Genomic DNA, 13828 nt, shown 5'->3' with positions numbered 1-13828 from the left:
CAAAGACTGATCCGATGTCCGGCCCCAATGCCAGTCTGATGGTCCCCGGCCTGCGCCGGAACATGGTGACGATCTGCGCCATGACCGCGACCATCATGCAGGCGCTGGACACCACGATTGCCAACGTCGCTTTGCCCTATATGCAAGGCACGCTGTCGGCCTCGCAGGACCAGATCAACTGGGTGCTGACCTCCTACATCGTCGCCGCAGCGATCATGACGGCGCCGGTGGGATGGATCGCCAACCGCTTCGGCCGCAAGCGCATCTTCATCATCTGCTCGGCCGGCTTCACCATGGCCTCGGTGCTGTGCGGCCTCGCGCAGGACATCAACCAGATGGTGCTGTTTCGCCTGTTGCAAGGCGTGTTCGGCGCGGCCCTGGTGCCGCTGTCGCAATCGGTGATGCTCGACTATTACACGCTCCAGGAGCGCGCCAAGGCGATGTCGATCTGGGGCATGGGCGTGATGATGGGCCCGATCATGGGGCCTTCACTCGGCGCCTGGCTGACCGAGACCTATTCCTGGCACTGGGTGTTCTTCGTCAACCTGCCGTTCGGCGCCATCACCGTGCTCGGGCTCATCGTGTTCATGGATGAGACCGAGAAGAACCTCAGCCTGAGATTCGACTGGTTCGGCTTCGCGGCGCTGGCGATCGCGATCGGCGCGCTTCAGCTCGCACTCGACCGCGGCGAGCAATTGGGCTGGCTGGAATCCAACGAGATCCTGGCGGAGTTCATCGTCTCGGCCGTCGCGTTCTACTTCTTCCTCGCGCACTCCTTCACGACCTCGACGCCGTTCATCCGCTTCGCGCTGTTCCGGGATCGCAACTTCGTCACCGGCTGCGTGTTCATGATCGTGATGGGGCTCGTGCTGTTCTCGACCATGGCGCTCGCCTCACCCTACATGCAGAACGTGATCGGCTATCCCATCATCACCGCCGGCCTCTTGCTGGCCAGCCGCGGCTTCGGCACCTTCTTCGCCATGATGCTGGTCGGCCGCATGATGCGCTATTTCGAGGCGCGCACGCTAATCATCGCCGGCCTGACGCTGACCGCGGGCTCGCTGTTCCAGATGACCGGCTGGACCGAGCTGACCCAGGTGCCGGAGATCGTCACCGTCAGCATCATCCAGGGCTTCGGCTTTGGCCTCGTCTTCGTGCCGCTCTCGACGGTGGCATTCCTGACGCTGTCGAACGATCTGCGCACCGACGGCACCGCCATGCTGACCCTGATGCGCAACGTCGCGAGCTCCGTCGGCATTTCCGTCGTCATCGCGCAGCTGACGCAGGGAACGCGGCGGACCTATGCGATCCTGTCCGAGCACATCAACCCGTTCAACCACGCACTCCAGATGCCCGACGTCCGCGGCATGATCAACCTGTCCACCGACACCGGCCGCGCCATGGCCGACAGGTTGGTCAGCGTGCAGGCGCAGATCATCGCGTTCGCGCACGACTACCAGCTGGTGATGATCTTCATCCTCTGCACCATCCCGCTCGCCTTGCTGATCGGCTCGACCAAGGCCACGCTGCGCAAGCAGGCGGCCGGGCCGGAGCATGCGGTGATGGAGTAACGGAACATCCCGTGCCTCGGACCCAGCGCAGCACTCCCGGCGATGCGAAGCATCGTCCGGTGTGATGCGTTGCTGAGCCGGGGCCCATGCCCGCGGCACGATGGGTCCCGGTTCTCCAGCGCACCGCTACGCGCCGCACCGCGCCCGGGACAAGAGCCGCGCTACAACAGCTCCTCACACCCCAAATCATCCACCGCCGCCATCACCCGCTCCAGATTATTCCACCAGATCACCGGCGGGATGTTGATGCTCCACTGCCAGACCGGCCTCGTGATCTGCCAGAGCACGGCCCAGCGATAGTCGCGATCGAGCGCGCCGCGCGTGTAGCCGGTGATGCCGCTCTCGATCAGCGCGTCGTGGTAAAGGTTGAGCATCGCGCGTTCGAGCGCCTGCCGGCGCTGCGGATACCAGTGCATCGCCATCATATAGGCGAGGTCGTGGGTCGGAACGTTGATACTCCAAAGATCGAAATCGAAGATGCGCACGGTATCGACGACGCCGGCGCGGGGCAGCAGGAAATTCCAGACATGTGCATCGCCATGGGTGATGCTGAGGTGACGGCGTGAGTGGTAACGCTGCGACAGCCGGTCCGACTGATCGATCAGACGGCGATAGAGGATACGCCGCTCCTCGCTGAGGCGGTCACCGAGAGAATCGGCAAAGCGGTCGTAATGGCCCGCGAAGGCCTCCATGCGCTCTGCACTGTCCTCGGGACTCGCCCAGGTGCCGACAGTGTCGCCGAGGCCCGGATGGTCCCACCAGGCGGCATGCCAGCGTGCGAGGGTGGTGACGATGGCGATCATTTGCTCGCGCGACGGCGGCAGCGGCCAGGCCGCCGCGATCTCGTGGCTGTCGGTGAGGTCCTCGAGCAGGAGATGCCAGGTGAGGCTGCCCTCGTCGAAATGTCCATCGAAGCAGCGGGGCACCAGCCCCCGCGGCATGCTCGGCGTCAGTCGCGTGTAGTATTCGACCTCGTGCCGGCCGCCATCGGCAAGCTTCTCGGCGAAGTCGGAATTCGCGGTTTTCAGGATCAGCGACTGCGGGGCGCCGGTGGATTCGCCGACATAGCGCAGGCCAAGCCGGATGATATGCGACACGACAGTGTCGCGCTGGTGCAGCACCTTCACCTCGCGGACCGCGCCGGCGTCCAGCACGCCGCCCCGGCGCAGCGCGGCCGTCAGTCGGGCGGGCTCAACGACCGCCGGCAATTGTGGAGATGTCATGAACCACGATGCCCCTGTCCGGCGCCATACTGCACGATCACACTCCCGGGCACCAGCGGCCGAGAGGCCGCCGGGCTCAGGCTGCCGCGGTCGAGTCGCGCACGGTCCGCACGACGACCGACCGGAGCTGTTCGAGATTGGCCGCCATGCCGGCGATCGCCTGCCTGACCTCCGCGGCGCGCTCGTTCACGGAAGCGGCGTCGCGGCTGACATTGCCGATCTTGGCCGAGACCTCCTTCGCCGCGGACGCCGATTCGGAAATCGATCGCGTGATCTCGCGTGTCGCGGCGTCCTGCTCTTCCATCGCGGCGGCAACCGAGGTCGCGACGCCGTCGATCTCGACGATGTGCCCTCCCATCGTCTCGACGGCATCGACCGCAGCCTGCGTCGAGGCCTGGATCTCGGCAATCAGCCGCCCGATCTCCTCGGTGGATTTTGCCGTCTGGTCCGACAGGGATTTCACCTCGGCGGCGACCACGGCGAAGCCGCGACCGGCCTCGCCGGCGCGCGCCGCCTCGATCGTAGCGTTGAGCGCCAGCAGATTGGTCTGGCCGGCGATGCCGCCAATGAGATCGGAGACCTCGGCGATCTTCTTCACCGATCCGGCCAGCGCCTGAATGGTCGAACGCGCCTGCTCGCGGCCGGCGACGGCAGATTTGGTGACCGTGCTGGTCCGCGCGACCTGGCTCGCGATCTCGCGGATCGAGGCGCTCAGTTCTTCGGCCGCAGCCGAGACGGTCTGCGAGCTGCCGAGGGCCTGGGTGGAGGCCGCCGCGACCGCCTGCGACTGCGCGGAGAGCGAACTTGCGATCTCGGACAGGCTGGTGGCGGCCCGCTCCACGCCATGGCTCGCCGCGCTCGCGGTGTCGACCGAGCGGCCAGTCTCGCGCTCGACGGTCTCGGCCATCTGGTGCAGGGCGCTGCGCTTGGCCAGCGCCGCCTCCTGCTCCTGCCGCAATTGCTCCTCGCGCAGTCGGGAATTCTCGACCGCCGCCTGCTTGAACACCACAAGCGCGCCCGCCATCGAGCCGACCTCGTCCTGGCGATGCGCGAAAGGAATATCGGCGGCGAGATCGCCGGTCGCGAGCTTCTGCATCGTATCAGTCATGCGCACGATCGGACGCACGACGCCGAGGGCAACGCCGAGCAGGCCCGCGGCAATGAAGGCCAGCACGGCGGCGGACACCCCAAGGAGGATAAAGAGCATCGAGCTGTCGCGGTCCGCGGCCAGCTTCTCCATGGCAGCATTCTGCTTGTTGGCGCTCTCGACGATGCTGTCGATCACGGCGCGATGCGCGGTGTAGGCGTCCTTGAGCTGCGCATAGGCGCGCTCGGAAGCGGCTGCGTCCTTGGCCTTGAGGGCCGGCAGGAGCTGGTCGGACGCCTTCCAGAATTTCTGCACCTCGGCATCGGATTTCGACACCAGCGCCGTCTTCAGGTCGGCCGAGAGGCTGGAGGTGACCCAGAACGCCTTGCGCTCATCGTAATCCTTGCGGAGCTGGACCAGGCGTTCACCGTGGGCCGCCAGCTGGTCCGGCTCGCGCATGGCCAGGGTCGCCTCGAGATAGGCCTCGATGACATATTCCGGTGGCGGCAGGATATCCGCGATGAGGTCGTTGCCGAGCTTGATGTCGGAGTACAGCGGACCGCCGACCTTGAGCTCTTTCAGGGCGTACAGACTGGTTGAAACCACGGCGGTAAAGCCGATGGCGAGAACGATGCCGAACGCAACGATCGCGGAGGACAACGACAAACGAATTTTCATGAAAATGATCCAGGGCGCGCGCCAAAACCGCGTGGAGCCTAGATCAATGTGGTAAATACGGAATTGACTCGCGGAGAGGTTGCAAAAAAGAACGGCTCCGTAGAACTACGGCAATTGGACGTTGATCGTCGGTCTTGGGTCAGAAAGACTGGCGCACGGCGAGCCGATTGCGCGGAATAGGAACTGGCGCCGGCGAGCTGGCTCACCGGCGCGCTTGTCTCACACGTCGAAGAACACCGTCTCATTGTCGCCCTGCAGCCGCAGATCGAGGCGATAGACCGGCTTGCCGGCCTCGCGCACCGCGGTCAGCGTGGCACGGCGATCAGCGGGCACCAGCGCCAGCACGGGATCAGCGGCGTTGCCGGCCTCGTCGCTGAAATAGATGCGGGTGTAGAGATGCCGCAACATGCCGCGGCCGAACACCGCAAGGAGGATGTGCGGCGCCTGCGGCTTGCCGTCGGGATCCGGCACCGCGCCGGGCTTGATGGTGTCGAAGGCGTAATTTCCGTCCTTGTTAGTGCCGCAACGGGCAAAGCCGCGGAAGCTCGCATTCGGCAACGCACGCTTGTCCTGCGGGTCGGCAAAGCGGCCTTGCGCGTCCGCCTGCCAGATCTCCAGCATGCAATCCGGCACGGCAACGCCGTCGCCGTCGAACACGCGGCCCTCGATACGGATGCGGTCGCCCGTGACATCGGGTGTGAGCGTCGAGCTGGTGAACGCGTCGTTCCAGGCGTACTCGCCATTCGGCGTCAGGCCGTATTTGAAGAACGGACCGACGGTCTGCGATGGCGTGATCCCATTATCCTGCACTTAGCTATTCTCCATGGGGGTGGCATTCTTGCCGCGCAGCACGATGTCAAAGCGGTAGCACAGCGCCCATTCGGGCTGGGTGTTCTCGAGGTCGAACGAGGAGACCATCCGCGCCCGCGCCTTCTCGTCCGGCACCGAGTTGAAGATCGGATCGAACGGGAACAGCGGGTCGTTCGGAAAGTACATCTGCGTCACGAGGCGCGTGACGAAGGAATGGCCGAACACCGACAGATGAATGTGCGCCGGCCGCCACGCATTGTGGTGATTGCCCCAGGGATAGGCGCCAGGCTTGATGCTGACGAAGCGGTAGTAGCCGCTAGCATCGCTCACCGTACGGCCGGCCCCCGTGAAATTCGGATCGAGCGGCGCCGGATGCTGGTCGCGGACGTGAACGTAGCGGCCGCAGGAATTGGCCTGCCAGATCTCGACCAATGAGTTCGGGACACCGCGACCGTCCTCGTCGCGCACATGGCCGTGCACGATGATGCGCTCGCCGAGCGGCTCGCCGCTGTGCTGCCGGGTGAGATCGTTGTCGCCGTCGCGCACGGTCTCGTGGCCGTAGACCGGGCCGGTCAGCTCCGACAATGTATGGCGCATCGGGATCAGGGGCTTGTTCGGCGCGCGCTTGATCGAGCTCTTGTACTCGGGCGACAGCGGCAGCGGATGCGCCTTGTTGCTGTCGGTGGGATAGATGAATGTCATCGGCGAACTCCTCCCCGGCCATTCTCGGTCCGGCCGGTCAACGCTTCCGCCAATCATTATAGGATATAACTAATTTGGGGAAGCGGGTTTGGCAGGGAATCCCGCACGCGGCAGCCACCCGCTATTTGATCGGCGGGCGCGGCAGCACGGCCTCTCCGGCTTCGAGCCGGTAGGTGTGGTCGAGGGAATACCAGGGCGCGGTGACGTCGTGAGCCGTCGGATGCGGCGATTCATGGCGCTGGAACTTGCCGATCAGCGCCTGCGTCACCCCGAACTGCACGTCGCTGTCGATATGCGGATCGGAGGGATCGTAGACCTGCGAGATCAGCACCTTGAATCCAGGCTTGAAGATCAGGGCGTGCAGATGCGCCGGGCGATAGGGATGCCGGCCCTGCGCCGCCAAGAGACGGCCGACCACGCCATTGGTCGGAATGGGATAGCCGACCATCATCACCGAGCGGAAGGAAAAGCGCCCATCCCCGTCGGTCGTGAACTTGCCACGCAGGTTCATGTCGGCCTGCTCAGGATCCTGGTTCTCGTAGAGGCCGACCGGGGAGGCGTGCCAGACATCGACCTCGGCACCAGCGACGGGACAGCCATCCTTGTCCACGACTCGGGCGCTCACGAACAGCGGCGCGCCCGGCGTCTGCGAGCGCACGATCGATCCGCCGTTCTCGACCCGCGGCGCGTTCAACCGCCAGAACGGCCCGAGCAGCGATTGATCGGTCTCCGTATTGCCCTGATCTCCATTGTTGAGCAGGCACACCAGCGGTGAGACGCCGAGCGAACCCGCCATCAGCACGACTTCATTATGCGTGTCGGTGGTGAGTTTGCCGAGCTCGGCCACGATCGCGGCGGCGTCGCGAAATTCCGCCTCCGTCAGGCGAACATCGCGAACGAAGTCGTGCAGGTGCTTGACCAGAGAGACCATGATCTGGCGAAGCCGCGGATCGGATGTCCGCTCCATCACCGCCAGGGCCGCGGTTGTGACGTCCTGCTCGCGCGCAATGATCATGGCGCCATCCTTCTCCCTGTCATTCCGGGGCAGCCCGACAGGGTTGAACCCGGAATCTCGAGATCCCGGGTTCAGCCCTGTCGGGCTGCCCCGGGATGACGAGACGCTACGCGTCTCGTCAGTTCAGCTTCTCGATCGCGACCGCGACACCCTGGCCGACGCCGACGCACATGGTGGCGAGGGCGAGCTTGCCGCCGCGCTTCTCCATGCCGTGGACGGCGGTAAGCGCGAGACGCGCGCCGCTCATGCCGAGGGGATGGCCGAGTGCGATGGCACCGCCATGCGGATTGACGAAATCGGCATCATCGGCAACACCGAGCTGACGCATGCAGGCGATGCCCTGCGAGGCGAAGGCCTCGTTGAGCTCGATCAGGTCGAAATCGCTGATCTTCTTAGCCAACCGTTCCATCAGCTTGCGGGTCGCCGGCACGGGGCCGATGCCCATGATGCGCGGCGGCACGCCAGCCGAGGCAAGGCCGAGGATGCGTGCGCGCGGCGTCAGGCCGTGCTTCTTCACCGCAGCTTCCGAAGCCAGGATCATCGCGGCAGCGCCGTCATTGACGCCGGAGGCATTGCCGGCGGTGACCGTGCCGGGATTGCGCACAATCGGCTTCAGCTTGGCCAAGCCCTCCAGCGTGGTCTCGGGCCGCGGATGCTCGTCCTTGTCGATGGTTACAGGGCCCGCCTTACCACCGGGAATCGTGATCGGGATGATTTCTTCCGCAAAATAGCCCGCCGCAATCGCAGCGCCTGCCCGCTGCTGCGAGCGGATGGCGAAGGCGTCCTGGTCGGCGCGCGAGACCTGGAATTCCTCGGCGACGTTCTCGCCGGTCTCCGGCATGGCATCGACGCCATACTGCGCCTTCAGCAGCGGATTGATGAAGCGCCAGCCGATCGTGGTGTCGAAGATCTCGGCCGAGCGCGAGAAGGCCTCCTGCGCCTTGCCCATCACGAAGGGCGCGCGCGTCATGGATTCGACGCCGCCGGCAATGGCGAGCTCGATCTCGCCGGAGCGGATGGCGCGACCTGCGGCGCCGACCGCATCGAGGCCGGAGGCACAGAGCCGGTTCAGAGTCTGGCCGGGAACCGAATCCGGCAGACCCGCGAGCAGGAGCGCCATGCGCGCGACATTGCGGTTATCCTCGCCGGCCTGGTTGGCGCAGCCGAAGAAGACCTCGTCCACCTGCGCCCAGTCGAGATTGGGGTGCTTTGCCATCAGCGCCTTGATCGGGGCGGCGGCGAGATCGTCGGCGCGCACCTTGGCGAGGGAGCCGCCGAAGCGGCCGATCGGGGTCCGCACGGCATCGCAGATAAAGACGTCACGCATCGCTGTTCTCCCTGAATGCCGCGGTTCGGCCAGAATTCTTCAATGACGGCGGAGTTTTAGGAGGGCGCCCGCGGCAGGTCAATTGACTGATACGCGCGTGTTCCGAGGGGGCCGCACGCCGGCCACGCATGCCGCAATGCGGACAACGTGGAAAACCCGCTCCCGACGGCCAAAGCGATAGGAGCGGGATGCGAAATTTTGTAGGTTGCGCCGCCCATGACCATGCAACAGCCGATACCCATTCCGCCCGCCGACGAAGCGCCCGCGCCGCCGCCAGAAGCCGCCGCGCGCGTCACGCCGATGATGGAACAGTACCTGGAGATCAAGGCGGCGCATCAGGGCCTGTTGCTGTTCTACCGGATGGGCGATTTCTACGAATTGTTCTTCGAGGACGCCGAGATCGCTTCCAAGACGCTCGGCATCGTCTTGACCAAGCGCGGCAAGCATCAGGGCGCCGACATCCCGATGTGCGGCGTGCCGGTCGAACGGTCCGAGGACTATCTGCATCGTCTCATCAGCGCCGGCCACCGCGTCGCGGTCTGCGAGCAGACCGAAGATCCTGCGGCTGCAAAAGCGCGCGGCAACAAGAGCGTGGTGCGCCGCGGCGTGGTGCGGCTGGTGACGCCGGGCACACTGACCGAGGACACGCTGCTCGATGCGCGTGCCAACAATTACCTGCTGGCGATCGCGCGGGCCCGCGCCTCCGGCGGCGGCGATCGCTTCGGCCTCGCCTGGATCGACATCTCGACCGCCGAATTCATGGTCACCGAATGCTCTAGCGGTGAGCTCGCCGCGACGCTGGCGCGCATCAACCCGAACGAGGCGATCGTCACCGACGCGCTCTACAACGACAGCGAGCTCGGACAGACCTTGCGCGAGCTGCCGGCGGTGACGCCGCTGACGCGCGACGTCTTCGACGGCGCCACCGCCGAGAGACGGCTGTGCGATTATTTCGCGGTCGCGACCATGGACGGGCTCTCCCAGCTCACGCGCCTGGAGGCCACTGCCGCGGCCGCCGCCGTCACCTATGTCGACCGCACCCAGGTCGGCAAGCATCCGCCGCTGTCGCCGCCCGCGCGCGAAGCCTCGGGCGCGACCATGGCGATCGATCCCGCCACACGCGCCAATCTCGAGCTGACGCGGACGCTCGCCGGTGAACGCCGCGGCTCGCTGCTCGACGCGATCGACTGCACCGTGACGTCGGCCGGCTCGCGCCTGCTGGCGCAGCGGCTGGCGGCGCCGCTGACCGACGCGCCCATGATCGCACGCCGGCTCGACGCGGTCAGCGCCTTCGTTGCCGATTCAGCCGCGCGCGAGGACATCCGCAGCATTTTGCGCGGCGCGCCCGACATGTCGCGGGCATTGGCCCGCCTCTCGGTCGGCCGCGGCGGCCCGCGCGACCTCGCCGGCATCCGCGACGGCATCATCGCCGCCGACCAGGTGCTGGCGCGGCTTGGCGAGCTCGACCAGCCGCCGCAGGAGATCGCGGCGGTGATGGCAGCGCTGCAAAGGCCCTCGCGCGAGCTCGCGGCGGAATTCGCCAGTGCGCTCGATGAGCAGCTGCCGCTGATCAAGCGCGATGGCGGCTTCGTCCGTCAGGGCTATGAGCCCGCGCTCGACGAAGCGCGCAATTTGCGCGACGCCTCGCGCCTCGTGGTGGCCTCGATGCAGGCGCGCTACGCCGATAGCACGGGCGTCAAGGGCCTCAAGATCCGCCACAACAACGTGCTCGGCTATTTCGTCGAGGTCACCGCGCAGCACGGCGACAAGCTGATGTCAGCGCCGCTGAACGCGACCTTCATCCATCGCCAGACGCTGGCCGGCCAGGTGCGCTTCACCACGTCGGAGCTGGGCGAAATCGAAGCCAAGATCGCCAATGCCGGCGACCGCGCGCTCGGGCTCGAGCTCGAGATTTTCGAGCGGCTGTCGGCGAAGGCCATGACGATCAGCGACGATCTGCGCGCCGCGGCTCACGCTTTTGCCTTGCTCGACGTCGCAACGTCACTCGCAAAACTCGCGGTCGACGACAATTATGTGCGACCGGAGGTGGACGACTCCCTCGGCTTCGCGATCGAGGCCGGCCGCCATCCCGTGGTCGAGCAGGCCTTGAAGCGCAACGGCGAGCCCTTCATCGCCAATGCCTGTGATCTCTCTCCGGCCCCTGGCCAAAAGTCCGGCCAGCTCTGGCTGCTCACCGGTCCCAACATGGCCGGTAAGTCGACCTTCCTGCGCCAGAACGCGCTGATTGCGCTGCTGGCCCAGATCGGCAGCTTCGTGCCGGCGACGCGCGCGCGGATCGGCATCATCGACCGCCTGTTCTCGCGCGTCGGCGCCGCCGACGATCTCGCTCGCGGCCGCTCCACCTTCATGGTCGAGATGGTCGAGACCGCCGCGATCCTGAACCAGGCCGGCGAGCGTTCACTCGTGATCCTCGACGAGATCGGCCGCGGCACCGCGACGTTCGACGGCCTTTCCATCGCCTGGGCCGCGATCGAGCATCTGCACGAAAGCAATCGCTGTCGCACCCTGTTCGCCACGCATTATCACGAGCTGACCGCGCTCTCGGCAAAACTGCCGCGGATGTTCAACGCCACCGTGCGGGTGAAGGAATGGCAGGGCAATGTCGTGTTCCTGCACGAGGTGCTGCCGGGCTCAGCCGACCGCTCCTATGGCATCCAGGTGGCAAAACTCGCCGGCCTGCCGCCCGCGGTGATCACGCGTGCAAAATCGGTGCTTTCCAAGCTCGAAGCCCAGGATCGCGGCCAGACCGCGCGCGCGCTGGTGGACGATCTGCCATTGTTCGCAGTGCCCTCGCGTGCCGCAGCTGAAGCCGCGCCGCCGAGCGAAGCCGAGCTGTTGATGGAAGCTGTGAAGGCGCTGCACCCCGACGAGATGTCGCCGCGCGAGGCGCTGGATGCGCTCTATGCGTTGAAAGCCAGGCTGCCGAAGCAGTGACGGTGCCGTAGGGTGGGCAAAGCGAAGCTTGCCCACCATGCGATAGTGGAGATCGCGGAGAGATGGTGGACACGGCGCGCGAAGTGCGCGCCTTTGCCCACCCTACGAAGCTACGAAGCCGCTGCCAGTCGCTTCCTTCGCCCGTTCCACCACAGCGTCAGATTCCACACGATGCAGGTGGCTAGCCCCATGCTGAGGCCGATCGCGGAGCCGGAATTGGCGGCGCCGACGTGCATCACGGCAATCGCCATGCCGAATCCGAGCAGGCCCCAGGCGGAGTTTGCGAGCACGGCAGCGGTCGGCGGGCCGCCGATGCGCGGATGCAGGATCACCATGATGCTGGTGAACACGACCGGGTACAACGCGATGATGCCGCTGATCCGGGGACCGACCCAGCCCGAGGTCGAGACCACGATGGCGACGAGGGTCGCGACCAATGCAGCCCGCATCGGCACGTCATACCAGCGGCGCGTCACCAGCGGCATCTTCACATGGCGATAACCCGCCAAGAGCGGGATGCAGATGGCGAACGCAATCAGGTTCGCGGCGAGACCCGCGGTGAGCGGCCACGCGAACTGGCGCATGATCGAAGCAAGCGCGATCCAGATCGCGACCGCGCTGCCGCAACTCACCAGAAGACTGTGCCGCTGCGCCAGCACGACATAAGTGAGGCACATGAAGATGGTCGCCGCGTTGATCGGAAGGCTCGCCAGCGCACCCTGCGCGATGAAGGCGGCGTCGTGATCGAGCGCGAGGAAGACATAGGAGGGCCCCGCCGACACCGGCAGGGTCGCGACCAGCGCGCCGATCACCGGTCCGGCGCGTTCGGTGATGATCGACGCCGTCACGACGAACGCCGCAGCGATCGCCATGCGCAGGAGAAGGAAGAGGATGAAGTGGAGGTCGGGCGACATTTACGCGGGTTATTATTGTTGAGGAATTTTTCCGCGGGCTCGTTCACCTCTCCCGGAGGGAGAGGGCGATTTGCGCAGCAAATCGGGTGAGGGCGTCAGGTCCATGCGAGAGCGCAGCCCCTCACCCGGCCATCGGGCGCGCCTTCGGCGCGACCCGTTGGGTGCGACCTCTCCCTGTGGGAGAGGTGGGTATTCACATCCGTTGCATCGACACCGACACCTTTGGGCCGTTCTTGATGGTCTGATAGACCACGCAATAACGCTCGGTCAGCTTGAGCAGGAGATCGAGCTTGTCCTGCGGCGCATCGGTGTCGACCTCGAAGCGCAGACGGATCTCGGCAAAGCCGACCGGGGTCTCCTTGTCGACGCCGAGCGTACCACGGAAATCGAGGTCGCCCTCGGCATAGATGTTGCCGGTCCTGAGCGGCACCTCGATCGCGGTCGCGACCGATTTCAACGTGACGCCGGCGCATGCGACCAGAGCTTCGAGCAGCATGTCGCCGGAGCAGAGCTCGAGGCCGGAGCCGCCGGTCGCAGGATGCAGGCCCGCCATTGCGATGGCGCGGCCGGTCTCGACCTTGCAGGCGATGCCTTCGCTATCGGTGGAGCCCTTGGCCTTCAGCGTGATCAGCGCGGTCTTGGGGTCGGTCTTGTAGCGCTCCTTGATCGGAGCCTGCATCTGGCGCAGCTCTGCAGCGTCCATGTTCGTTCTCTCCCGGAAAAATCGCCCTTCGATGTACCGGCTCGCAGAGAAATTGTCACCACCACATGGCCTGACCGGGACCCTGGGTTGCGTCACGGTCGGGCACGCTGCGGTCGAGCGAACGGTCGAGTGACGTCAGCACACTTCGCTTGAAATTCTCGAACAGCGGCGAATTGCGGTCGCGCGGTCGTCCCAGATTGATCTCGATCTGATCGAACAGCCGCCCCGGTCGCGGCCGCATCACCAGGACACGGTCGGCCAGCACCACGGCCTCGTCGACGTCATGCGTGACGAGGACGAGCGTCGGCCGCGTGTCGGCCCAGAGGTCGAGCAGATGATCCTGAAGATCCCTGCGGGTGAAGGCGTCGAGCGCGGAGAACGGCTCGTCGAGCAGCAGCACCTCGGGCTGCGGCACCAGCGCGCGTGCGATCGCGACGCGCTGCGCCTGCCCGCCGGAGAGTTCGCGCGGCCAGGCCTGCGCCTTCTCGGTGAGCCCGACGCGCTCGAGCGCCCGCGCCACCTTCTCACCCCGCTCGGCCGCGGGCAGATCGGCAAGGCCAAAACCGATATTGTCGGCGACGCTGAGCCAGGGCAAAAGCCTGGGCTCCTGGAAGATGATGCCGATCTTGGCATGGGGCGAACTGATCGCCTCATTGTCGAGCGTCACCGTGCCCGAACTGGCGCGATCGAGACCGGCGATGGCGCGCAGCAACGTGGACTTGCCGCAGCCGGAACCGCCGATGATGGCGATGATCTCGCCTTGCCTGATCTCGGCGGAGAAACGCGCCAGCGCCTGCACACCGTTGGGATAGGTCTTGCTGACCCGGTCGAGCGCCAGCATTG

11 protein-coding genes are annotated in these 13828 nt (G+C 65.9%); 2 read left to right on the top strand and 9 right to left on the bottom strand.

The features are described from left to right. Positions 1–14 precede the first annotated feature (14 nt). Positions 15–1571, top strand: coding sequence for an MDR family MFS transporter (locus IVA79_RS32520; RefSeq protein ID WP_247560875.1), 1557 nt, complete (start codon positions 15–17; stop codon positions 1569–1571). Between the two features lie 161 nt (positions 1572–1732). Here IVA79_RS32520 and IVA79_RS32515 read toward each other — a convergent pair whose 3' ends face one another. The 6 genes from IVA79_RS32515 to pcaF form a co-directional block, all read right to left on the bottom strand. Then, positions 1733–2794 (bottom strand): ecdysteroid 22-kinase family protein, encoded by a 1062-nt coding sequence (locus IVA79_RS32515; RefSeq protein WP_247560873.1) that lies wholly within the window; start codon positions 2792–2794, stop codon positions 1733–1735. Between the two features lie 76 nt (positions 2795–2870). Further along, a complete protein-coding gene (locus IVA79_RS32510; RefSeq protein WP_247560871.1) occupies positions 2871–4559 on the bottom strand; it encodes a methyl-accepting chemotaxis protein in 1689 nt (562 codons plus the stop codon). 219 nt (positions 4560–4778) lie between these two features. Next, positions 4779–5369: a protocatechuate 3,4-dioxygenase subunit alpha gene (pcaG, locus tag IVA79_RS32505; RefSeq protein ID WP_247560869.1), complete on the bottom strand. Its 591-nt coding sequence runs from the start codon at positions 5367–5369 to the stop codon at positions 4779–4781. Further along, positions 5370–6071: a protocatechuate 3,4-dioxygenase subunit beta gene (gene pcaH / locus IVA79_RS32500; protein ID WP_063199241.1), complete on the bottom strand. Its 702-nt coding sequence runs from the start codon at positions 6069–6071 to the stop codon at positions 5370–5372. A gap of 121 nt (positions 6072–6192) precedes the next feature. After that, complete coding sequence (locus tag IVA79_RS32495) at positions 6193–7086, bottom strand: dioxygenase (RefSeq protein ID WP_247560867.1); 894 nt, start codon at positions 7084–7086, stop codon at positions 6193–6195. A 118-nt stretch (positions 7087–7204) separates the two neighbouring features. Next, complete coding sequence (gene pcaF, locus IVA79_RS32490) at positions 7205–8413, bottom strand: 3-oxoadipyl-CoA thiolase (protein ID WP_247560865.1); 1209 nt, start codon at positions 8411–8413, stop codon at positions 7205–7207. 216 nt (positions 8414–8629) lie between these two features. On the opposite strand from pcaF, the gene mutS reads away from it, so the two are divergent. Beyond that, positions 8630–11368, top strand: coding sequence for a DNA mismatch repair protein MutS (gene mutS, locus IVA79_RS32485; RefSeq protein WP_247560863.1), 2739 nt, complete (start codon positions 8630–8632; stop codon positions 11366–11368). Between the two features lie 110 nt (positions 11369–11478). On the opposite strand, the gene IVA79_RS32480 is transcribed toward mutS, so the two are convergent. From IVA79_RS32480 to IVA79_RS32470, 3 genes are all read right to left on the bottom strand, one after another. Next, entirely contained in the window at positions 11479–12282 is an 804-nt protein-coding gene (locus tag IVA79_RS32480; RefSeq protein WP_247560861.1) for a hypothetical protein, read from the bottom strand. A gap of 193 nt (positions 12283–12475) precedes the next feature. After that, the gene (locus tag IVA79_RS32475) at positions 12476–12985 is read right to left on the bottom strand and encodes an OsmC family protein (protein ID WP_247560859.1); all 510 of its coding nucleotides are present in this window, start codon (positions 12983–12985) and stop codon (positions 12476–12478) included. 55 nt (positions 12986–13040) lie between these two features. Continuing rightward, positions 13041–13826 (bottom strand): ABC transporter ATP-binding protein, encoded by a 786-nt coding sequence (locus IVA79_RS32470; RefSeq protein ID WP_247560857.1) that lies wholly within the window; start codon positions 13824–13826, stop codon positions 13041–13043. Positions 13827–13828: the final 2 nt, after the last annotated feature.

Origin of the sequence: Bradyrhizobium sp. 138, assembly GCF_023074075.1 — a bacterium.
Classification (GTDB): Bacteria; Pseudomonadota; Alphaproteobacteria; order Rhizobiales; family Xanthobacteraceae; genus Bradyrhizobium.
The sequence above is the reverse complement of the archived record's forward strand: the minus strand, read 5'-3'. Positions and strand labels throughout refer to the sequence as shown.

Excerpts from the sequence above, each read along its gene's own strand:
- IVA79_RS32520 (WP_247560875.1), top strand. The coding sequence starts at position 15 with ATGTCCGGCCCCAATGCCAGTCTGATGGTCCCCGGCCTGCGCCGGAAC.
- pcaF (WP_247560865.1), bottom strand. The coding sequence starts at position 8,413 with ATGCGTGACGTCTTTATCTGCGATGCCGTGCGGACCCCGATCGGCCGC.
- mutS (WP_247560863.1), top strand. The coding sequence starts at position 8,630 with ATGACCATGCAACAGCCGATACCCATTCCGCCCGCCGACGAAGCGCCC.
- IVA79_RS32515 (WP_247560873.1), bottom strand. The coding sequence starts at position 2,794 with ATGACATCTCCACAATTGCCGGCGGTCGTTGAGCCCGCCCGACTGACG.
- IVA79_RS32475 (WP_247560859.1), bottom strand. The coding sequence starts at position 12,985 with ATGGACGCTGCAGAGCTGCGCCAGATGCAGGCTCCGATCAAGGAGCGC.
- IVA79_RS32510 (WP_247560871.1), bottom strand. The coding sequence starts at position 4,559 with ATGAAAATTCGTTTGTCGTTGTCCTCCGCGATCGTTGCGTTCGGCATC.
- pcaH (WP_063199241.1), bottom strand. The coding sequence starts at position 6,071 with ATGACATTCATCTATCCCACCGACAGCAACAAGGCGCATCCGCTGCCG.
- IVA79_RS32495 (WP_247560867.1), bottom strand. The coding sequence starts at position 7,086 with ATGATCATTGCGCGCGAGCAGGACGTCACAACCGCGGCCCTGGCGGTG.
- IVA79_RS32470 (WP_247560857.1), bottom strand. The coding sequence starts at position 13,826 with ATGCTGGCGCTCGACCGGGTCAGCAAGACCTATCCCAACGGTGTGCAG.
- IVA79_RS32480 (WP_247560861.1), bottom strand. The coding sequence starts at position 12,282 with ATGTCGCCCGACCTCCACTTCATCCTCTTCCTTCTCCTGCGCATGGCG.